Genomic DNA, 20,729 nt, shown 5'->3' on the forward strand with positions numbered 1-20,729 from the left:
TATATGAGTGACGCTGACGATAAGTCATACGCAGAAGTGAACCAAGAGGCCTTGTATCGTATTTTTACGTTACCTGAGGCACCCGATTCAACGTTGAGTCGAATCGAGAAGGACTTGTCCGAAAACCTTTTAGGGTTTTTGGGTGATCACATTGTGGCAAAGGAAAAGCCGCTGCAGGATATCGAACGTGACTTCGAAAAAGCGTCTATCCCAGAAGACCCCCAGTTTGTTTCAGATCATACGGAGTTTCTGCTTGAGAAGTTGGTGGCGCATTCGGTACATACAGCGTCACCGAAGTTCATTGGGCATATGACTTCGGCGTTGCCTTACTTCCTGATGCCATTGGCTAAGCTGATGGTGGGTCTTAATCAGAACTTAGTCAAAATTGAAACCTCAAAAGCATTCACGCCGCTCGAACGTAATGTCATCGGCATGTTGCACCATCTGGTCTATCAACGCGAATCTTCGTTTTACAACCGCTGGATGCACAGCGCACAACATTCGCTCGGTGCATTTTGCTCTGGCGGAACAATTGCCAATATGACGGCCTTGTGGGTAGCGCGTAACCGATTGCTTAAACCCGATGGTGACTTTGCTGGAATTGCAGCAGAGGGCTTAGCGGCTGGGCTGGCGCATTATAACTATAAGCGTTTGGTCATATTGGTCTCGGAGCGTGGGCACTATTCTCTAAGTAAAGCGGCTGATGTCTTGGGGATAGGGCGGAAAAACCTGGTAGCGGTCGCAACCGATGCCAACAACCGAATCAAAGTGGACGCACTGAAACAAGCATGCCAAAACGTGCGTGAACAAGGCGGAGAAGTACTCTCGATAGTCGGTGTTGCCGGTACCACCGAGACCGGACATATTGACCCCTTAGCTGACATGGCCGACATTGCCGAACAATTGGGTATACACTTCCATGTCGATGCGGCGTGGGGTGGTGCCACCTTGCTGTCTAACGATTATCGACACTTGCTCAATGGTATCGAGCGTGCAGATAGCGTGACGATTGATGCACATAAACAAATGTATGTGCCAATGGGTGCGGGATTAGTGTTATTTAAAGATCCAGCCATGGTTAAGGCGATCGAACATCACGCGGAATATATTATTCGCCAAGGTTCAAAAGATTTGGGCTCACACACAATGGAAGGCTCTCGTCCCGGTATGGCGATGATGGTGTTTTCTGCCATGCATGTGATTGGGCGTCGTGGTTATGAGCTGCTTATCAATAACAGCCTAGAGAAAGCGCGTTACTTTTCTCACTTAATAGCCGAGCAAGATGATTTTGAGGTGATTACCGAACCCGAGCTTTGCTTACTGACCTATCGCTTTGTGCCAAGACGAGTGAAACAAGCGCTTGCGGAGGCTAATGCTGAGCAAGTGGAGCGCCTAACACCGCACTTAAATGCACTGACTCGTTATATCCAAAAGCGTCAGCGTGAGAGTGGTCGTTCATTCGTATCGCGTACCAAGTTAACACCTGAGCATTATCATCGTGTACCTACGGTGGTATTCAGGGTCGTGTTGGCTAATCCGTTGACGACCCATGACATGTTACGCGAGATTATTGAAGAGCAACGTGAAATCGCTGAAAAGGCAACCAGCTTACGAGGCGCTCTGCATACTGAAATGCGCGAGTTAGGCTTGATTCGGGACGCGTAGATTATCAATAAGGCGTGTGTTACCGAGTTTTGCCGCCGCTAGAATGACCCACTCCGATGCGTCACTCGACGCCGGTGTGAGGTCATGCGCATTGCGCACTTCAAAGTAATCGACGTTAAAACCCTGCTGCTCCAGCTGTTGGCTTGCTTGCTGACACAGCGAGCTGACCTGGGTGGCATCACGTAACTGCTGCTTCACCCAGCACAGTTGCTGATAAATATGACTCGCCTGGTGTCGCTGTGCATCGGATAAATAGCCATTTCGAGAACTCATGGCAAGACCGGAGGGCTCCCTTTGAATGGCGGCTCCGACGACTTTCACCGGTAGCGAGAGATCGCTCGCCATTAAGCGAATCACCTGCAGTTGCTGAAAGTCCTTCTCACCGAATACCGCGATGTTGGGTTGCGCCATATTAAATAGCTTACACACGATTGTTGCTACGCCGGTAAAATGACCAGGTCGGCTGGCGCCACACAGAATATCACTGATGTCGGGCACTTCGACGCGGGTTTGCTGTTCGAGTCCGCGCGGGTAAACTTCTTGGACGGTTGGGGTGAAAACCGCGTGAGCACCGACTTCACTCAACAGGCGACAGTCTTGCTCTAAGGTACGCGGGTAGTTATCAAGATCTTCGCCAGCGCCAAACTGCATCGGGTTAACGAAGATACTGACAACCACTTTTTCAGCGAGCGTTTGCGCTTTTCTAACCAAGCTCAAATGACCCTCGTGCAGATTACCCATGGTGGGCACTAACGCAACTGACGATGTCTGCTCAGAGCGCCACTGGCGCATACTTTTAAGATTTTTAAGTACTAACACAACTAGCCCTCGTAGCTATGCTTCAATGCTGGAAACGCACCCGATTTTACCTCGTCGGTAAACCGTCGAAAAGCGGCGTCAATGCCATCTGAACCAGCCAAAAAGTTCTTTGCAAATTTGGGCAGATAGTCACTGTTCATACCGAGCATATCGTGCATAACTAAAATTTGACCATCAGTGTCCGGTCCCGCGCCAATACCAATGGTCGGGATGCTGAGAGCTTGTGTGACACGCTTGCCGAGCGAGTTTGGAATGCATTCAAGCACAAGTAGCTGAGCACCTGCCGCCTCGAGTTGTTGGGCTTGCTCGATTAAATGCAGCGCTTGCGCCTCTTCTTTGCCTTGCACCCGATAACCACCTAAGACGTTTACCGACTGCGGTAATAATCCCAGGTGTGCACATACAGGAATGCCGCGCTCGGTTAAGGCTTTGACCGAATCGATGAGCCAATCACCGCCTTCGAGTTTGACCATGTTAGCGCCGGCTTGCATAAGTTGAGTCGCATTCTTGAGTGTGTCGTCCAAGGTGCCGTAACTCATGAAAGGCATATCGCTCATGACAAATGCGTCGGGGGCGCCACGACGCACACAAGCGGTGTGGTAAACCATATCGGTGATGGTGACGGGCACCGTTGATGACCGACCTTGTACTACATTGCCCAAAGAGTCACCTACTAAGATGCAGTCGACGCCTTGCTCTGCCATAAGTTTGGCAAAACTCGCATCGTAAGCTGTCAGCGAAGCAATTTTCTCGCCTTGTTGTTTCTTTTTTTGTAGTTTGGCAATGGTCATCGCAGCCATAGGGTTATCCTTAACTGAGCAAAGTCATAAGTTCAGAACGTGAGCATAACACGGCAAGAGGCTCATCGGTAAGCGTCGCAAGTTGCTGCGATACGGTATGGTTATTTGGCAATTCGAGTTGCGGCGCGAATTCCGCTAAGGGTTGCAATACAAAGCGCCGCTCATAAATACCCGGGTGCGGTAATTTAAGCGCCTCGTCATCAGAGCGGATATCATCGAACAGAAGTAGATCTAAGTCGAGTGTGCGCTCTCCCCAATGACGAATGCGTTGGCGTCCAAACTCATCCTCAACTTGATGTAGCAAAGCTAAAAGTTGTGCCGCCGAGCGTGTATTACAGGCTACTTGGCATACTGCGTTGACATAATCGGGTTGGTCTTGCGGACCCATTGGGCGAGAATGGTAGAGAGAGGACAGGTCAAGCAACCGCAATTCATCGGTGTGCGAGAGGCGGGCAAGCGCCTGCTTTAGTTGCTGCGCTGGGTCGCCTAAATTGGCTCCCAGCGCAATGTATGCATTACTCATTACTCTCAGAGCCTTTAGGCTTTTTGCGCGAGCGTGGACGACGTCGGCGCTTTGGTCCTGTGCGCCCTGGCTTTTTACCAATGACTTTTGCCGGTGCTTTTTGTGCTTTAGTCCAAAACTGACTGAGTTCAATCAGTTCATCCGAACCTTCAATCTCTGCCCGTAACATCAAAAAGTCGTAAGCGGCTCTGAACTTTTTATGCTCAAGCACCTTCATCGCCTTGCCGCCGCGTGTGCTTTGTAGGCGTAGCTGTAATTGCCAAATATCTCTTACCGGTAGTGAGAACCGCTTAGGTAGCGCGACGGTTTGGCTTTGACGATCAACCACATCGGCTGAAGCAATGTTAAGCGCATCCATCGGTGGTAGCCCAGACTCAGCCTCTAATTGCGAGCGACGTGCCTCCATCGGATACCACAGCATCACTGCAAGGAGATACGCAGGCGTGACACGCTGATCGTTATTAACACGCTTATCTGTGTCAGATAAGGCGCGCTCTATGAGCGCAATGGCAGGCGACTGCTCGTCTTTCAGGTACGTTTTAAGCACCGGGAACATTTGTTGAAACAGGTTATGTTTGACCATCATCTCGAAGTTTGCGCTGGCCTTACCCGCCATAAACATCTTCAAGAACTCATCGAACAGACGAGCGGGTGGAATATTTCTAAGCAACGCTGACATTTCGATGATGGGGTCCTGCACATGCTTATCCATTTGCATGTTGAGCTTTGTCGCAAAGCGTATTGCACGTAGCATGCGTACAGGATCCTCGCGGTAGCGCTGCTCGGGATCGCCTATCAGGCGTAAAACGCCCGCATCAAGATCCTTCTTACCACCGGCAAAGTCGTAAATGCAGAAGTCAGCAATGTTGTAATACATTGCATTTACGGTGAAATCACGACGCTCGGCGTCTTCCTCTATTGAGCCATACACGTTATCGCGAACTAAGAAACCTTGCTCGTCGGTTTTTGCAACCGGCTGCTTGCGTGTTTGCGATGGTGCTTCTTCATCACCTTCTTCTTTGTGATGACCACGGAAGGTGGCGACCTCAATAATGTCGCGCCCAAATACGATGTGGGCTAAGCGAAATCGTCTACCGATTAAGCGACAGTTGCGAAAGAGTCTTTTCACTTGTTCAGGCGTCGCATTAGTCGTGACGTCGAAATCTTTCGGTTGAATACCGAGTAATAGGTCGCGCACGCAGCCGCCCACTAAATAGGCGTCAAAGCCTGCATTGTGGAGGCGATACAAAACTTTAAGGGCGTTATCGCTTATGTCTTTGCGAGATATTGGATGCTGATCGCGCGTCAGCTTAGTTAGCTGTGGTAAACGGCTATTAGTGGGCTTTTTAAAGCTCGACATTGCTCGCTCAGCTAGCTTTTTGAATTGCTTGATAATGACTGTTCTCCGCTTTACGTCTGCACGCTCATGTTATTAGCGCGCGTATTGTACCTTTATTATACGATCATTTGCCACTGTGATTGCCATTGTTGAACAGCGGCTTCTAAAAGTGAGTCAACACTATCGTAGTCTTTTGCTGACCCGATGTGGAGCGATAGAACCTCAGCTGCAGCGGCGAGGTTTGCTATTGCCTGTGTTGAGTCGATGGCTGGTGCGTGGTTTTGTTTACTTAATTTACGTCCGTCTACGCCGGTAACCAATGGCAAATGTAGCCAGCGGGGTGTGCATCCCCCCAAGGTTTGCCACAATGTTGCCTGCCAAAAACTCGGGATCAATAAATCCGAACCTCGCACAATATCGGTGATGCCTTGTTCAAGATCGTCGACAACGACCGCTAACTGATAAGCAAACAACCCATCGCGCCGACGCAGAATAAAGTCTTCTTGGGCAAATTCGATTTCTGCTTCGACACGCTGATGGCGACGATCAAACAGGTGAGTGTGTGGATTGTCGTTTTTAAAACGTATCGCATAAGGTGCTGGGCGAGGTTGGCGCGTTCGGCAGTGGCCATTATAGTAATGTCCATGAGCGCGTATCTGCTTGCGACTGCAGTCGCACGCATAAGTGTGTTCTAGGATACTGTCGAGTACATCGGCATACGTCGTATCCCGTTGACTTTGATAAATAACAGGTTCATCCCACACCAAACCGTGCGCCTCAAGTTGATCAAGGATTTGTCGGTCAGCTTCGGCGACCGCGCGCGTTTTATCAACATCTTCGATGCGTACGAGCCATTTGCCGAGGTGAGCACGCGCATCTAAGAAACTGCCCAGTGCTGCAACAAGTGAACCAAAGTGTAACGGACCTGAGGGGGTCGGTGCGAACCGACCCCGATAATGCGGTGATGACTGTGGTTGAATCGGCTTAAGCACCGGTCATCTGTTTTTCTTTAATCTCTGCAAGAGTTTTACAATCGACGCATAAGTCGGCTGTTGGACGTGCTTCTAAGCGGCGAATACCAATCTCGATGCCGCATGAGCCACAGAATCCGAAATCATCTTCTTCAATTTTTTGCAGAGTTTTCTCAATCTTTTTGATGAGCTTGCGTTCACGGTCGCGTGTGCGCAACTCGATACTGAATTCTTCCTCTTGCGCGGCTCTATCGACCGGATCAGGGAAGTTTGCAGCTTCATCTTTCATATGGTGAACCGTACGGTCCACTTCCTGACGTAATTGGCGGCGCCATTCTTCTAGAATCTTGCGAAAGTGAGCTAGCTGCTCATCATTCATGTATTCTTCGCCCGGCTTCTCTTGATACGGCTCTAGCCCGGCAAGCGCCAGGATGCCATGCGTTTTCTTCTTGCCCTCTGGCATCATGGTTCTCCTACAGTTAATTCGCTGCTCTTAAATTAAACAAGCTGAAAAAAAGGACGCTACATATAGCAGAAAGACCCACTTATGGCAACGCCTTTTCGAACTTTTTGAGTAGTCATACAGCCTGTATTATTCGTCACCCAGCACTATCGGGAGCACGCCGTTGGCTCGTATACCCTGCTCACTAATTTCGGTGTTGAGCGCATAAAATTCGACACCATTTTTCGCTGCTTTAATACAGGCGTTTGCGTATTTTGGATCGATGTGAGCCGCAGGTTTTATCTGATCAGCTCCAGAGTGCATACAGACATATAGCATCACGGCACGATGCCCTTGAGCGCGCATATATTCTAACTCCTGCACATGTTTAATAGCGCGCGCACTGACGGTGTCGGGAAAGTAGCCGCATTGCTGCTCTACTAACGTGACACTTTTAACCTCAACATAGCACTGGCGACCTTCGGTAGATTGACCTAACCAGTCAATCCGGCTGTTTTGTTCGCCATAGCGTTGCTCTGCTTGCCATACTGTAAAGTCATTGAGTTCTGGTATTACGCCGTGCGCTAACGCCTCGCCTGCAACTTGGTTGGCACGTTGGGTGTTGATCACTATCCATTCATCAGCAAAGTTTTGCGCTAACTCCCAAGTCTTTGCATATTTGCGCTTGGGATTATCTGATACACTACACCATACTTTGTAGCCTGGTTCCGCGCAGCCTGTCATGGCGCCGGTATTTGGGCAGTGGACAGTTTCGATACTTTGGGGTTGGTTAGCAAATTCGATATCTGCTAAGAACCGTTTATATCGTTGGCGTAAAGTGCCCACCTCGAGTGGCTTGTTAAATTGCATGACCGTCCTCATAACCCTAAAGTAAACGCATCGACAAATTAATGGGAGATGATTCTGATGTCTAGCTCAGTAAGTGTTTTTCTAACTTTGGATAAGCCTGCGGCGTTTTTAAAACAGTCGGTTTTAGTGAGTCACTCCGACCAAGGTGTCAATGTGCACATTGGCTCCGATAGTGTTGAAAATCTACGGAAAATTCAAAAAGCCGGGCGACACCTCGATGGTCAAGGCTATGCTTCAGTGCAACTCACCGGAGCTGGATGGGATCTTGAGAGTCAGTGGGCCTTTTACCAAGGCTTCAACTCAACCATGTCAGATAACCAAGTCATTTGGAATGATACTGACCAAGGCGTCGTTGCGCAGCTTGATGATATGCGCGCTGCTAACCAATTTACTCGAGAGTTGGTGAACTTATCTGCCGAAGAAATCTATCCATTAAGCTTGGCTGAACGCGTGAGCGAACACCTTAAGAGTGTGGCGCCTGAACATGTGAGTGCGCGTTTTATCGTGGGCGACGAATTGAAGAACGAAGGCTGGATGGGTATTTATACCGTGGGCCGCGCTAGCCAACATGCGCCTGTATTGGCGGTGATTGACTACAATCCAACGGGTGATGAAAATGCACCGGTCGACTACGCCTTGGTAGGTAAAGGCATTACTTACGATTCAGGTGGCTACAGCATTAAGCCAAGTGAAGGCATGTTGAGCATGAAGTGCGATATGGGCGGTGCGGCGACGCTCGCAGGCGCGCTGTCAACCGCTATTCGCCGAGGGCTTAACAAGCGCGTGAAGCTATTCTTGTGTTGCGCCGAGAACATGATCAGCGGCAAAGCCTACAAATTAGGTGACATCATTACCTATAAAAATGGTCTGCGCGTTGAAGTGGTCAATACTGACGCTGAAGGGCGTTTAGTGCTTGCCGACGGCCTAATGGCTGCGGGTGAAGCGGGTGCTAAGCAAGTCATTGATGCAGCCACGCTAACCGGAGCCGCGCAAATGGCGGTAGGCAACGAGTTTAATGCGGTGTTCAGTATTGATGAGCAGGCGGCTGCACGTGCACTAAACTGTGCGGCGCAAGAAAAGGAACTGTTATGGCGCTTGCCTCTAGCAACATGGCATATGGAAAACACGCCATCACCGTTTGCTGATTGCGCAAACAGTCGTCCTCAAAAAGGTGGCGGTGCCGGTGGCGCAAGCAATGCGGCGGGTTTCCTATTGCGTTTTGCGCCGAACGAGGGACAGGGCTGGTTACACTTTGACTTAGCTGGTGCTTATCAGAAATCGTCAACCTCCATGTGGGCCGCAGGTGCGACTGCAATGGGTGCTCGCACGATTGCTGCTACGCTATTAGCTGATTAATAAATGGTGAATAGGTCGTCGTGTTAAACCTACCTATTGATGCGATTAAGCAACCTTTACTCGAGCGCTGTCCAGGCGCTCGAGTTGTAATAGAAGCGCCGCCAGGCGCTGGTAAATCAACGGCATTGCCGTTACATTTATTGGCATCACCCGCACTGTATAGTGAGCAAGCTGGGTTAATTGTGTTATTGCAGCCACGTCGCGTTGCGGCCTTATCAATTGCACACTTTTTAGCTGAACAGTTAAATGAGCCTGTTGGTAAATCCGTTGGCTATAGTATTCGCGGTGATTCAAAGCGCAGTTCGGCGACCCGTTTGATGGTGATCACTGAAGGCGTTTTTACGCGCTGGCTGCAACAAGACCCAGAACTTAATGACGTCGCCACCGTCATTTTCGACGAATTCCACGAACGCAATATACAAAGTGATTTAAGCCTCGCTTTGGTGCTGGACCTATTGCCACTTCGTCCCGATATCAACCTGTTAATCATGTCAGCAACGCTGCCCGGGGAAGCGCTGACAAAGTGGCTCACGGAAACCACTGAACAACGTTTTGAGTTGCTATCGGTTCATGTAAAGCGTTTTGAACTGGATATTCACTACCGCCCACCCTCGCGTTTGGATCGTTGGTTAGACGAGTGTATCCCCGTTGTTCAGGAAGCTTTCGAGCACGCACGTAAAGGAGTGTTAGTGTTCTTGCCCGGCATGCGCGAGATCAAGTATGTTGAACAACGTTTACATGAAATACAGATAGGTGGGGATGTGGCTATATTGCATAGCAGTTTAACCGCTGATACACAACAGCGCGTTATCCGAGCAGGTGCGGCTAAACGCATCATCCTTGCCACGAATATTGCTGAGACTTCACTGACCATTGATGGTATCGACGCGGTCGTGGATACGGGACGACAACGACAATCAGTCTACCAACCGCAGTACCGTGAAAGCTTACTCACGACTGCAATGATTGCCAAATCGAGTAGTGAGCAACGAGCAGGGCGTGCAGCACGGCAGCAGCCTGGTCGTGCTTATCGGCTTTGGAGTCAGGAGACACAACAACGATTGGCTGCGTTCAATCCACCTGATGTTGCTACTCAAGAGCTCACCGACCTCGTCGCACAAGTGAAAGTATGGGGTAGCGACGTGGAGCAATTGAATTGGTTTACTGCCCCGAATGCCACATTGGTTGATGCGGCTTGCCAGTCACTGACTGACCTAAACGTCATGCGTGAAGGGCGCTTGACCGCCGACGGTCAACAGATCGTTAATTTCGGTACTGATATCAGACTCGCTTGTATTGCCTTACACGCGCGGGAGCATAGTGATGAGGCTCTATTACGTGCGTTGGCTCAGTGGCTAGCGACTTACGAACAGCCGGATCGACACTGCACTGCTGCAGACAGCATTTTATCGGCACAACAACACGCGCAGCATCTATCGCTTTCGTCATTGTGGGGCAAGCGCTTTGCCTATTGGTGTCAGGTGTTTGCGATTGCACCGTCGGGGACGACTCACTTTGATGGCGTCGAAGACGCCGTACTGTTCGGGTTTGCTGACCGTGTTGCTGTTCAAGATAGCGACGATGAGGCGCTATTGGTCAGTGGGGCGCGTATTTATGACGTGCAAAATACTGTTGGTCATCGACAGCGCGAAAGCTATTTTATTGTGACTCAGCTGCGGTTAAGCGAGCAACAACGCCATAACCGACTGCTGGGCTATCTTCCTATTACCAAGCAACGTTTGTTAAACCATCCAGCGATGAACGCTGTTGAGCGGACTACGTATAGCTGGTCTAAGGATGGCGAACGTCTGCTTAAAACGGTGGAGCGAGTCAGCGGTGCCGTTGTCTTTGATGCACACCAAACACCCACTGAGCTGAGTTCTGAGGCGCTTGCTGAAGCGCTGATACAGTGGGTTCAGCACCATGGGTTAGCAACGTTTAACTGGAGTGGCGCGGCTGAAGGGCTATTGGCAAGGCTACAATTTTTGCATCGCGTGCGCCCTGAACTTTTTAATGTGGCGCCTTATGATAGCGATTTGCTGGCGCATCTGTCTGATTGGGCGGTGCCTTATTGGCTTGATATCAAGAGCGTGAAGCAGTTACGGCAGTGGCAGCCTCAACAAGCGTTGCTCAATACGCTGAGCTACGAAGGACAGCTCATTTTTGACACATGGTGTCCGACGCACTGGCACGCTCCGAGTGGTCGACGCGTGTTAATTGATTATCCAGTTGGCACGGACACGACACGTTTGCCAACAGTTGCGATTAAGCTGCAAGAAGCATTCGGCGAAGTGGCATCGCCGAGTGTGTTGAATGGCCACGTCGCCATTGCGCTCGATTTGCTGTCGCCGGCAGGGCGCTTATTGCAAAGAACTCATGACCTCGCTTCATTTTGGCGCTCTGGTTACCAGGACGTAAAAAAGGAAATGCGCGGACGCTATCCGAAACACCCGTGGCCTGATGATCCAACGCAAGCGATTGCCACGGTAAAAACTAAGCGACAACTGAATGACAAGTAAACCCTGGTTAAATTACATCATCAAAACAGCCTTAAAAATCGGTCTGTTAGTGGTCGTGGTCTCGGCATTTTATCTAATCTATTTAGATGCCACGTTGACCCGTGTTTTTGCCAACCAACGGTATCAAGCCCCAGCACTTGTTTATGCTGCGGAGAAAACTTTGCGCACTGGTGATGTGATTGAGAAAGCGCAAGTGATCGATGTGCTAGAGCGGTTAAGTTACCAACGCAGTGGCTCAACCGAGGCAACGGGCTACTTTTCGGTCTCGGGCGAGCGTTTAATGGTGCATCGTCGTCCATTCGACTTCGCCGATGGTCCTAAAATGTCGCAGCGTGTTGAGCTTAATTTTCAACGCGGAAAAATAGCGAGTATCGTAAGTTGGCCGGATGGGCGCCAACTGGATGCGATCCAACTCGAGCCTCAGTTAATCGGCCGAATCAATTCACTCAGTAATGAAGATCGTTTGTTAGTGGGCCTTGAAGTGATTCCTAACTTGATGACTGAAACATTGCTGCTCGTAGAGGATAAGAACTTTTATCATCACTCGGGTGTTTCGCCCTTATCAGTTTTGCGCGCGTTGGCTGCAAACATTAAAGCAGGTCGCACAGTGCAGGGCGGTAGTACATTGACGCAACAGCGGGTTAAGAACCTTTACCTTACTCGTGAACAAACGCTATGGCGTAAGTTTCACGAGGCGATGATGTCGTTGGTTATTGATTACCGATTTGATAAAAACACGATTTTAGAAACCTATTTTAACGAAGTCTATTTTGGTCAGGACGGGCGTCATGCGATTCATGGTGTCGGACTGGCTAGCCAATATTATTTTGGCCGCCAAGTTCAGGAGCTGACAGCCGACCAGGTTGCACTGTTAATAGCGATGGTCAAAGGCCCTTCCTATTATGATCCTCGACGTTACCCCGAGCGTGTGCGTGAGCGTCGAGACCTTGTGCTTAGATTGATGTATGAAAATGATTTACTCAGTAAGTCTGATTTTATTGCTGCTATTGAAACAGAAATAAAAGTGCGTGCTTCGCGGCGTTTAGTTGAGGACAGCTTTCCGCATTACCTGGAGCGTGTAAAAGAAGAGCTGAATCGAATCAAGCTGCCCCCAAACTGGCAGGAAGACGGCCTTAAGATTTTCACGGCTTTAGATATTGAGGCTCAACATCGAGCTGAACGGGTGATGGCAGACGGTGTGCCTGGGCGTGAGATCGCTGACCTTGAAGGCGCGTTGGTTGTGAGTGACTACCGTAGCGGCACATTAGTCGCGCTGGTTGGTGGGCGTAATGCCAACCAAGTTGGTTTCAACCGAGCGATTAAAGCCTTAAGGCCGATTGGTTCATTGATAAAGCCAATTATCTATACGACGGCAATGAGTGAATCTGAATCAATGGAACTGAATAGCCATGTGGTCGATGAGCCCGTTACACTAACCGACGAACAAGGCAAGCCTTGGCAGCCGCAAAACTACGATAGCGAGTTCTGGGGTGACATGACGATTTACGATGCACTGGTCTACTCACGCAATTTGCCAGCTGTGCGGATTGGTTTGCAGGTGGGTATCGAGACCCTCATTACACAGCTCAGAAAAATGGGCGTTGTGACGCCCATTCGTGACTATCCATCACTCACCTTGGGGGCAGTAGAAATGTCGCCATTGGCTGTTTCTCGCGTGTTTTCAACAATAGCCAATGATGGCGTTTTTCAGCCGTTAAAGACGATAAATGCGATCACGACTCATGATGGCTTACCCGTCTATGAGAACCCTCGCGAAGTGAGAAAACACGTGTTGAGTCCTAAGGTAGCGTATTTAACGCGTTACGCGATGGCTGGCGTGGTTAGCAAAGGAACAGCAAACGCCTTGGGTCAGGCATTTCCTGGTACACCGATGGCAGGTAAAACCGGCACCACTAATGACTACAAAGACAGTTGGTTCGTCTCGATTGATGGGCGCTATGTGGTTACGGCATGGTTAGGGACTGACGATAACCAGACTACGTGGTTAAGTGGTAGCTCGGGTGCCTTACCGATGGTGTCGCGCTTCTATCAGAAAGTACAACCAGCACCTTTGTCATTGATTCCCGTTGATGGACTGACATTTCAGAGCTTTCATAAAAAGCTGGGGACACGCATTCCTGATAGTTGCCAGCAAGCGGTAATTTTACCGGCACCGCCGACACCGCTCGCTGAAGATATGAATTGCGACGCTCAAGTCGAGGAGAAAAGCTGGCTTGAGCGTCTATTTGGCGGTTAGGCTGTTAGTTTGCTGAACGCAACTTTAGCCGCTGCCAAGGTGTCTTCGATGTCTTGCTCGGTGTGTGCCGCTGACATGAAGCCACCTTCGTAAGCCGAAGGCGCTAGGTAAACGCCCTGTTTGAGCATGCTGTGATAGAACGTTTTGAAATGTTCCATATTGCACTCAGTGGCTTGTTTGTATGAGGTGACGTGCTTCTCATTGGTAAAGAAGAAGCCAAACATCGAACCAGCGCGGTTAGTGGTAAACGGAATACCCGCTTCGTCGGCGAGTTTTTGCATACCATCAAGTAATTGATCAACACGCGCGTACAATTGCTCGTATAAACCTTCCTGACTCAATTGTGAGAGCGCGGCAAGGCCAGCCGACATGGCAACGGGGTTGCCGGACAACGTGCCAGCTTGGTACACCGGACCTGTTGGCGCGATATGGTCCATGACTTCTTTTTTGCCACCGAAGGCACCGACGGGCATGCCGCCGCCAATCACTTTACCTAGGGTCGTTAAGTCTGGAATCACGTTGTAACGCTCTTGTGCGCCACCAGGCGCCGCGCGGAAGCCACTCATGACTTCGTCGAAAATCAGTACTGAACTGTACTCATCACAAATGTCGCGCAAACCTTCCAAGAAGCCTGGAACAGGAGGAATACAGTTCATGTTACCCGCTACCGGCTCAACGATAATACACGCGATTTGGTCGCCATATTCTGAAAAGATGTCTTTAACTGAGTCGATGTTGTTATATTCGACGGTCAACGTATGTTTCGCAAAATCTTCCGGAATACCGGGCGAGTTAGGAACACCCAAGGTCAATGCACCTGAACCTGCTTTCACTAGCAACGCATCGGCGTGGCCGTGATAGTTACCTTCAAACTTAAGGATCTTGTCGCGTCCGGTATAACCACGTGCGAGTCGAATCGCAGTCATGGTCGCTTCAGTGCCCGAGTTTACCATCCGAACTTTCTCGATAGAGGGAACTAACTCGCGAATTTTTTCGGCCATGGTAATTTCGACTTCGGTGGGCGTTCCAAAGCTTAAGCCACGCTGCGCAGCAGTAATGGTCGCATCTAGCACGACTTGGTTGTTGTGACCTAAAATCATCGGGCCCCACGAGCCTACATAATCGATGTAGCGCTGACCGTCTGCGTCAAACATGTAAGCGCCATCAGCACGCTCGATAAAAATAGGGCTTCCGCCCACGCCATTAAAAGCACGTACCGGTGAGTTAACACCACCCGGAATACTTAATTGTGCTTGAGTAAATAATTGTTCTGAACGACTCATGAACAGTTCCTTAAACTTGTTTGACAGATTTAACGCTTATCGCTGTACCAATTAACAGGGCACTCGTACTGCTCGACCTGATCAACCACACCCAATGTCAGTGCAAACAATGCCATCCGAATTAAGACACCATTATCGGCCTGTCTAAATATCGCTAAATTTGGATTTTGGTTCAGATCATTATCCAATTCGTTCGCTTCTGAACGCGAATCACGCGGTAATGGATGCATGATGACGGTATTAGGCTTGTAGTGCTTGGTATAGATAGCTTGGTTTAATCGAAAGCGTCCGCGATATTGATCCGCATCTTGGGGCGACGCAAATCGCTCCTGCTGAATACGGGTTTGATAAACGATGTCCGCGTCGACAATGCCTTCCATTGTCTCGGTGATATGGAACGCGTGGCCCGCATTATCAAGTGCATCGAGCACTGACGTTGGCATCGATAGTTCGCGCGGCGATATCAAGGTAAAGCGCACGTTTTTGTACATGGTAAGTAGCTTCGATAATGAGTGTACCGTACGTCCATACTTCAGGTCGCCGATCATGCATATGTGCATGTTATCGATGCTTTGCCCATGATACGCCAGCTCTTTTTCGATGGTGTATAAATCGAGTAGGGCTTGAGTGGGGTGCTCATTGGCACCATCACCGCCGTTGATGACCGGCACCCGACTGCCCTCCGAAAACTCAGCTACGGAACCTGATTTAGGGTGTCGCATGGCGATAACATCGCTGTAGCTGCTTAATACGCGCGCGGTGTCATAGAGTGATTCGCCCTTGGCGATTGCCGAACTCTCCATCCCTGTTGTCTCGCGTACTTCGCCACCGAGCAGGTTAAACGCGGTACCAAAGCTCACTCGGGTCCGTGTTGAAGGCTCAAAAAACAAGTTACCAAGAATGGCGCCTTCAAGCACTTTAGTGCGCTTTTGGCGTCGTGCGTATGGTTGCATTTTGTCCGCAACGGAAAAAATGTATTCGACACTGTCTCGATCAAACTGATTGACCGAGAGGATGTTGGAGCCGGTGAAATTCATATCGTATTAAGCCCTTTGCCAGCGGATGTCACTGGACGCTCAGTATACCAGATATTGTCTGCAAAAAAATCAGAACGGCTTGACGATCGCCAAAATGACAACCGCAAACAACAGCAGCACCGGGAATTCATTGAACACACGGTAAAAGCGATGGCTTCGCGTATTACGGTTATTCTTGAAATCACTTAATAACTTAAAGCAGTAGCCATGGTAGCCATACAATAGCGCCACTAGGACGAGCTTGACGTGAAGCCAACCTGACGCGGCGACCCAAGCACTGCCATACATGACCATTAATGTGACACCAAAAATGAGCGTTAAAATAGCAAATGGCGTGACAAAGTAGAGTAACTTGCGCTCCATGACTTTTAACTGGTCATCCACGGCGGGTTGATTAGTCATCGCATGGTAAACGAACAAGCGCGGTAAATAGAAAATGCCCGCAAACCACGCCACCATGAAAATGACGTGCAGGGCTTTAATCCAAAGCAGTGTGGACATAATGAATACAACTCCTCTTAAGCAAGCTCTCGTTGCAGAGCGCGACGAACGATTTCCCAAGTGACAATGCCACAGGGTTCGCCATTGTCCTGGTCGAAAATGTAGACTGCTCCGCGGCGCTGACCGCTTAGCTCATCCCAGACTTCTGATAATGTTGATGTCACTTTGAGTCCGATAATCGGCATGTAATTAAGCGAGGGACTGTCGCCTGCGCCGATATCGTATGTGACGATACGGTATTGTGGCAGATTATCCTCATCGACATTCATGACAATAACGGTTTGGTTACTGGCCTTTTCTAATACGTCCAAAAGCTCATTTTGAGTAGGCTCGAGTAGCAATTTAAATTGTGTCTCCATGACATGCTCAACACCTGTCTTCTGCAGTGCTACGGCGACCGGTGGAATCTGATAAGGCAATCCTTGTAATTCGAGCTGCGCTATAAATACCGACTTCGAATTAAACAGTTGTGATGAGATCAGATAGGCAGGAACGATCACCAGCATTGCCGGCACGATAATCTCGACGCTACCTGACAGCTCGACAATCGCAAGTAGAGCAGCCATCGGTGCGTGAATACACGCGGCAAGAATACCCGCCATCCCCAACAGTATGTAGGAATCTAAATGCTCGGCGCCAATTAACTGATATTGCACAAGGATGTTGACGAACAGAGCCGCCACAGCAGCACCGACACCAAACGCCGCACCGATTAAACCACCCGGTGTACCCATGCCTAAGGCAATTGCACTAGCCACCAGTTTGGCTAGCAGCAATGTGAGCAAGACAGCCTGTTGATCTTGAAACTGGACAACTTGTTGAATCGTTGAAAGGCCGGGCCCTAAACTCGTGGGAATAATGACTGCGAGGAAAGCAGTTATCAAGCCCGCAAACAATAAGCGGGTGAGCATCGCTGTATCTTTTACGGTTTCCATGACATCGAGCATGAGCTTTTTAAACAATACGCCCACGATACCAACCGCAACCCCTAATAAGATCACAAAGCCAAACTGGCTTTCGGGGAGTTCTTGTCCTTTTAACAGCATTAGCTCGGTTGCAGGGCCAAATATTTGGTCGGTGATTATTGAGCCGGCTACAGCGGCAAGCATGACTGGAATAAAGATATGGACCTTATACTCGCGTAGCACGACTTCCATTACCAACACCATGGCAGCGAGCGGAGTATTAAATGACGCCGCAATAGCCGCAGCAATACCACAGGCTGCAAGTGTGCGGACCGCATTTTTTGGAGTATCGATATGATAACCAAGCCAAGTGCTCGCAGCGGCACCTAAATGCACCGCGGGTCCCTCTCGACCAACACTGAAACCCGCTACGAGCGCAATGATACCGCCAAAGAATTGATTCACCGTGCTGCGCCAAGGCAACATACCGTACTGCTGTTTCATGCGGTGGATTACATAAGGGATACCGAGGCGGATACGTTTGGCTCGAGAGAGTTTAAATAACACAAATAGCGCGAGTGCGGCGCCGACTGGGAGTGCAAACCGAGAAAAAGTCGGTAAAGGCTGTTGCCAGTGAGTCACATTACCGACAAGATAGGCACTTTGATCGATAGCGAAGCGAAAAACGACGATAAACAAGGCAGCTACAATACCGCCGAGTAACCCTAGGATACAGATTGCGACAGTGGTTGTCGGGGCAGCGAGTTGCTTGCGCGCTTTTTTGATGATCGCTTGCCGAGAAAATTGCATGTTCTATGGTCCTACACGCAGCTAACAGGTTGGTTTGTCAGTGATATTATCTAACATACCACGATTGCTGAGAATAAACAGAAGTTAACAAATATGAAGCTCGGAAATATGCTCAAACGACTGAAACAGCGAATTGGTGCTTTAGGATTCTATCTAGGCAGCCTAGTACTCGCTGGTGTGAGCATTTACTTTGCCTATTGGCTAGGTGGGCAGGCTGCCGAAGTTAAGGAGCAGACTGTTGCCCAGCAAGACCAACGGCTCGACCAGCTTTATCGGCAAATTGAGGGGTTGGAATATCAAACCAATGTGCTGAGTGTTGAGTTGGATATCGAGCGTTCCGCAAATGAAGAGTTGCAGTCTGAGCTATCGGAACTACAGAATGAGAATTATGCGTTACGCCGAGATGTCGCGTTTTATCAAAAGATTATGGCGCCGGAGCTTGAGCAAGGCGGTGTTGTCATTGAGTCGTTTGCGCTAACCCCCAACATCAGTAAACGACACTTCCACTTTTCACTCGCTTTGTTGCAGATAGAACAACGCCGACAGTTCGTTGAGGGTAAAATCACCATCGAGTTACAGGCGCGAACTGGGGAAAAAACCGTTAAACGCTATAATTTACTCGAACTGGCTAATATCGAGCCTCACCCCCACTTTTTCTCAATGCGTTACTTTAGTTTACTCGAGGGTGACTTTATTTTGCCTGAAGGCGTACTTCCCGAGCATGTAGATGTTAGGGTAACCCTGACCGAGGGCGGGCGAGGTGAGCTAGAACGTCGATTTTATTGGACACAAAGTCTGCGTCAAAACCGCTCACTCGAGTTAGAAAAGAGTGAGGATTCTTGACCTAACCGCCCTATATAAGCGAAAATTGCGTATTGAATACGCTCACTAAGGTGATGTTATGGCAGTAGAGCAAGCAATGCCGATCGAGTTCTCTGAACATGCGGCGGCTCAAGTTAAAAAGTTAATTTCTGAAGAAGAAAACCCGAACCTAAAGCTTCGTGTTTATGTCACAGGTGGTGGTTGCTCGGGGTTTCAGTATGGCTTTACCTTTGAAGAGCAGATTAATGCAGGCGATATGCAAATCGACAAGGACGGCGTGACGTTGGTCGTTGATCCAATGAGCTTGCAGTATTTGGTCGGTGGTGTGGTCGACTATGAAGAAGGCCTACAAGGATCGCGCTTTTTCGTGAATAACCCCAATGCAACGACGACTTGTGGTTGCGGCTCAAGCTTCTCAATATAACGAATAGGCTGAATTCATTTCAGCCTTTAGGTAGAATGCTCCCATCCATTCCGATTTGAGGGAGTATTATGAGTTTATACGCGAAGCATTTAGAAACGGTAACGCAGCGCTTTGATAAAGCGTTAGAAGACAACCAGTTTGAGTCTGTTTTAGTTTATGCAGGCCAGCCGCGCGTTGCCTTTTTAGATGACAACCCTGCCCCTTATAAAGTTAATCCCCTATTCAAGTATTGGGTGCCTGTGCTTGAAAGCCCGAAAAGCGCCGTGTTCTATAAAAAAGGCGCGGGCAAACCAACGGTTTACTTATTTCAAGCGCGTGACTTTTGGCATTCTCAAGCCAAAATTCCCGAGGAAGATTGGCAACAGCACGTTGATTTAAAAATCATTGATAGTCTTGACGCATTGGTGGCTGATTTAGGTGATGCGTTGGAACGCACCGCCTTTATCGGCGAGGACTTTGCTGAACCGGTGAGCAGTTGGACGGTGAAGGCACGTAATCCTCAAGGACTTATCGATCACTTGCACTTCCATCGTGCGGTAAAAACCGATTGGGAAGTTCACAACCTGCGTGAGGCGAACAAGCTAGCTGCTAAAGCACACATCGCAGCTAAAGAAGCTTTTTATGCGGGCAAAAGTGAACTGGAGATTCATGCTGACTATTTAGCAGCGATGAACTTCCGTGAGTCGCAGGTGCCGTATAACAGCATCGTCGCATTAAATGAGCATCCTGCTATCCTGCATTATGATGTCTACGATACAGAAGCACCTGCAGTGAGCCGCTCGTTCCTGATCGATGCGGGTTCTTTGTACAAGGGTTATTGTGCGGATATCACGCGCACATACGCTAAAGAAGAGGGCTTTTATGCAGACCTCATTAAGGCCGTTGATGTAGCGCAACAAGAACTGCTGAGCGAAATCAAACCGGGTGTAAGTTACTACGATTTGCATGTGTCGATGCACCATAAAATCGCCGCTATTTTGGAACAGTTCGAGTTTATCACTATCGATGCGGCGGCGGCTTATGAGAAAGGCATCACCAGCGCCTTTATGCCACATGGCTTGGGTCACTTTATCGGTTTGCAAGTGCATGATGTCGGTGGCTTTTTGAAGAACGACAAAGGCGACAGCTATCCACGCAATGAGCGTCATCCGTTCTTGCGTTTACTGCGTGATGTTGAAGTCGGTCAGGTGTTTACTATCGAACCCGGCTTGTACGTTGTTGACCAACTGCTAGAAGAATTTGAAGGCAGCTCGGACATTAACTGGCAACGTGTTGATGAACTGCGCCCATATGGCGGAGTGCGTATCGAAGACAGCATCGTAGTCGGCGAAACCGAAAACGAAAACCTAACACGTGATGCGTTTAAAGCGCTTGGCGCTGAGTAGA

General features: G+C 49.3%; 18 protein-coding genes. 7 read left to right on the top strand and 11 right to left on the bottom strand.

The features are described 5' to 3' along the window. Nucleotides 1-3 precede the first annotated feature (3 nt). Nucleotides 4-1,665, top strand: coding sequence for a pyridoxal-dependent aspartate 1-decarboxylase PanP (panP, locus tag DFP83_RS04795; RefSeq protein WP_110573718.1), 1,662 nt, complete (start codon nucleotides 4-6; stop codon nucleotides 1,663-1,665). Here panP and panC read toward each other — a convergent pair. From panC to sfsA, 7 genes are all read right to left on the bottom strand, one after another. After that, the gene (panC, locus tag DFP83_RS04800; RefSeq protein ID WP_110573720.1) at nucleotides 1,642-2,484 is read right to left on the bottom strand and encodes a pantoate--beta-alanine ligase; all 843 of its coding nucleotides are present in this window, start codon (nucleotides 2,482-2,484) and stop codon (nucleotides 1,642-1,644) included. The genes panP and panC overlap by 24 nt on opposite strands. A gap of 2 nt (nucleotides 2,485-2,486) precedes the next feature. Next, nucleotides 2,487-3,284, bottom strand: a complete 798-nt coding sequence (gene panB / locus DFP83_RS04805) for a 3-methyl-2-oxobutanoate hydroxymethyltransferase (RefSeq protein ID WP_110573722.1) — start codon at nucleotides 3,282-3,284, stop codon at nucleotides 2,487-2,489. Nucleotides 3,285-3,294: 10 nt separating this feature from the next. After that, nucleotides 3,295-3,807, bottom strand: a complete 513-nt coding sequence (folK, locus tag DFP83_RS04810; protein WP_110573724.1) for a 2-amino-4-hydroxy-6-hydroxymethyldihydropteridine diphosphokinase — start codon at nucleotides 3,805-3,807, stop codon at nucleotides 3,295-3,297. Further along, nucleotides 3,800-5,167: a polynucleotide adenylyltransferase PcnB gene (gene pcnB / locus DFP83_RS04815; RefSeq protein WP_110573726.1), complete on the bottom strand. Its 1,368-nt coding sequence runs from the start codon at nucleotides 5,165-5,167 to the stop codon at nucleotides 3,800-3,802. The genes folK and pcnB overlap by 8 nt, the downstream gene beginning before the upstream one ends. 95 nt (nucleotides 5,168-5,262) lie before the next feature. Then, nucleotides 5,263-6,138, bottom strand: coding sequence for a tRNA glutamyl-Q(34) synthetase GluQRS (gene gluQRS, locus DFP83_RS04820; protein WP_110573728.1), 876 nt, complete (start codon nucleotides 6,136-6,138; stop codon nucleotides 5,263-5,265). Next, entirely contained in the window at nucleotides 6,131-6,580 is a 450-nt protein-coding gene (gene dksA / locus DFP83_RS04825; RefSeq protein ID WP_110573730.1) for an RNA polymerase-binding protein DksA, read from the bottom strand. Before dksA ends, gluQRS begins: the two co-directional genes overlap by 8 nt. A 129-nt stretch (nucleotides 6,581-6,709) precedes the next feature. Further along, nucleotides 6,710-7,429, bottom strand: coding sequence for a DNA/RNA nuclease SfsA (sfsA, locus tag DFP83_RS04830; RefSeq protein WP_110573732.1), 720 nt, complete (start codon nucleotides 7,427-7,429; stop codon nucleotides 6,710-6,712). Between the two features lie 57 nt (nucleotides 7,430-7,486). Between sfsA and pepB the strand changes: the two genes are divergently transcribed. The 3 genes from pepB to mrcB are packed head-to-tail and all read left to right on the top strand — an operon-like array spanning nucleotide 7,487 to nucleotide 13,561. Continuing rightward, nucleotides 7,487-8,785 (top strand): aminopeptidase PepB, encoded by a 1,299-nt coding sequence (gene pepB / locus DFP83_RS04835; RefSeq protein WP_110573734.1) that lies wholly within the window; start codon nucleotides 7,487-7,489, stop codon nucleotides 8,783-8,785. A 20-nt stretch (nucleotides 8,786-8,805) separates the two neighbouring features. Further along, nucleotides 8,806-11,304 carry an ATP-dependent helicase HrpB gene (gene hrpB / locus DFP83_RS04840; RefSeq protein WP_110573736.1) on the top strand — a complete coding sequence of 833 codons (2,499 nt, stop codon included), beginning with the start codon at nucleotides 8,806-8,808 and terminating at the stop codon, nucleotides 11,302-11,304. After that, entirely contained in the window at nucleotides 11,294-13,561 is a 2,268-nt protein-coding gene (mrcB, locus tag DFP83_RS04845) for a penicillin-binding protein 1B (RefSeq protein ID WP_110573738.1), read from the top strand. Before hrpB ends, mrcB begins: the two co-directional genes overlap by 11 nt. Here the strand turns inward: mrcB and hemL are convergent. From hemL to DFP83_RS04865, 4 genes are all read right to left on the bottom strand, one after another. Next, nucleotides 13,558-14,844 carry a glutamate-1-semialdehyde 2,1-aminomutase gene (gene hemL / locus DFP83_RS04850; protein WP_110573740.1) on the bottom strand — a complete coding sequence of 429 codons (1,287 nt, stop codon included), beginning with the start codon at nucleotides 14,842-14,844 and terminating at the stop codon, nucleotides 13,558-13,560. The two genes, mrcB and hemL, sit on opposite strands and share 4 nt — an antisense overlap. Before the next feature lie 29 nt (nucleotides 14,845-14,873). Beyond that, nucleotides 14,874-15,881 carry an aspartate carbamoyltransferase gene (locus tag DFP83_RS04855; RefSeq protein WP_110573742.1) on the bottom strand — a complete coding sequence of 336 codons (1,008 nt, stop codon included), beginning with the start codon at nucleotides 15,879-15,881 and terminating at the stop codon, nucleotides 14,874-14,876. A gap of 69 nt (nucleotides 15,882-15,950) precedes the next feature. Then, nucleotides 15,951-16,382 (bottom strand): protoporphyrinogen oxidase HemJ, encoded by a 432-nt coding sequence (hemJ, locus tag DFP83_RS04860; protein WP_110573744.1) that lies wholly within the window; start codon nucleotides 16,380-16,382, stop codon nucleotides 15,951-15,953. Nucleotides 16,383-16,399: 17 nt separating this feature from the next. Continuing rightward, entirely contained in the window at nucleotides 16,400-18,097 is a 1,698-nt protein-coding gene (locus DFP83_RS04865) for a chloride channel protein (protein WP_110573746.1), read from the bottom strand. A 93-nt stretch (nucleotides 18,098-18,190) separates the two neighbouring features. On the opposite strand from DFP83_RS04865, the gene DFP83_RS04870 reads away from it, so the two are divergent. The 3 genes from DFP83_RS04870 to pepQ all read left to right on the top strand — a co-directional run bounded on the left by DFP83_RS04870 (nucleotide 18,191) and on the right by pepQ (nucleotide 20,728). Further along, nucleotides 18,191-18,940 carry a DUF6776 family protein gene (locus DFP83_RS04870; RefSeq protein WP_110573748.1) on the top strand — a complete coding sequence of 250 codons (750 nt, stop codon included), beginning with the start codon at nucleotides 18,191-18,193 and terminating at the stop codon, nucleotides 18,938-18,940. A 58-nt stretch (nucleotides 18,941-18,998) separates the two neighbouring features. Beyond that, nucleotides 18,999-19,343, top strand: a complete 345-nt coding sequence (gene erpA / locus DFP83_RS04875; protein ID WP_006954293.1) for an iron-sulfur cluster insertion protein ErpA — start codon at nucleotides 18,999-19,001, stop codon at nucleotides 19,341-19,343. A gap of 68 nt (nucleotides 19,344-19,411) precedes the next feature. Next, the gene (gene pepQ, locus DFP83_RS04880; protein WP_110573750.1) at nucleotides 19,412-20,728 is read left to right on the top strand and encodes a Xaa-Pro dipeptidase; all 1,317 of its coding nucleotides are present in this window, start codon (nucleotides 19,412-19,414) and stop codon (nucleotides 20,726-20,728) included. Nucleotide 20,729 lies beyond the last annotated feature (1 nt).

The sequence above is a fragment of the Idiomarina fontislapidosi genome, from assembly GCF_003226255.1.
Lineage (GTDB): Bacteria > Pseudomonadota > Gammaproteobacteria > Enterobacterales > Alteromonadaceae > Idiomarina > Idiomarina fontislapidosi.

What these genes read in the sequence shown, in the direction of transcription:
- panP (WP_110573718.1), top strand. Translation starts at nt 4, where the DNA reads ATGAGTGACGCTGACGATAAGTCATACGCAGAAGTGAACCAAGAGGCC.
- panB (WP_110573722.1), bottom strand. Translation starts at nt 3,284, where the DNA reads ATGGCTGCGATGACCATTGCCAAACTACAAAAAAAGAAACAACAAGGC.
- folK (WP_110573724.1), bottom strand. Translation starts at nt 3,807, where the DNA reads ATGAGTAATGCATACATTGCGCTGGGAGCCAATTTAGGCGACCCAGCG.
- pcnB (WP_110573726.1), bottom strand. Translation starts at nt 5,167, where the DNA reads ATGTCGAGCTTTAAAAAGCCCACTAATAGCCGTTTACCACAGCTAACT.
- dksA (WP_110573730.1), bottom strand. Translation starts at nt 6,580, where the DNA reads ATGCCAGAGGGCAAGAAGAAAACGCATGGCATCCTGGCGCTTGCCGGG.
- sfsA (WP_110573732.1), bottom strand. Translation starts at nt 7,429, where the DNA reads ATGCAATTTAACAAGCCACTCGAGGTGGGCACTTTACGCCAACGATAT.
- pepB (WP_110573734.1), top strand. Translation starts at nt 7,487, where the DNA reads ATGTCTAGCTCAGTAAGTGTTTTTCTAACTTTGGATAAGCCTGCGGCG.
- mrcB (WP_110573738.1), top strand. Translation starts at nt 11,294, where the DNA reads ATGACAAGTAAACCCTGGTTAAATTACATCATCAAAACAGCCTTAAAA.
- hemL (WP_110573740.1), bottom strand. Translation starts at nt 14,844, where the DNA reads ATGAGTCGTTCAGAACAATTATTTACTCAAGCACAATTAAGTATTCCG.
- DFP83_RS04855 (WP_110573742.1), bottom strand. Translation starts at nt 15,881, where the DNA reads ATGAATTTCACCGGCTCCAACATCCTCTCGGTCAATCAGTTTGATCGA.
- hemJ (WP_110573744.1), bottom strand. Translation starts at nt 16,382, where the DNA reads ATGTCCACACTGCTTTGGATTAAAGCCCTGCACGTCATTTTCATGGTG.
- DFP83_RS04865 (WP_110573746.1), bottom strand. Translation starts at nt 18,097, where the DNA reads ATGCAATTTTCTCGGCAAGCGATCATCAAAAAAGCGCGCAAGCAACTC.
- DFP83_RS04870 (WP_110573748.1), top strand. Translation starts at nt 18,191, where the DNA reads ATGAAGCTCGGAAATATGCTCAAACGACTGAAACAGCGAATTGGTGCT.
- erpA (WP_006954293.1), top strand. Translation starts at nt 18,999, where the DNA reads ATGGCAGTAGAGCAAGCAATGCCGATCGAGTTCTCTGAACATGCGGCG.
- pepQ (WP_110573750.1), top strand. Translation starts at nt 19,412, where the DNA reads ATGAGTTTATACGCGAAGCATTTAGAAACGGTAACGCAGCGCTTTGAT.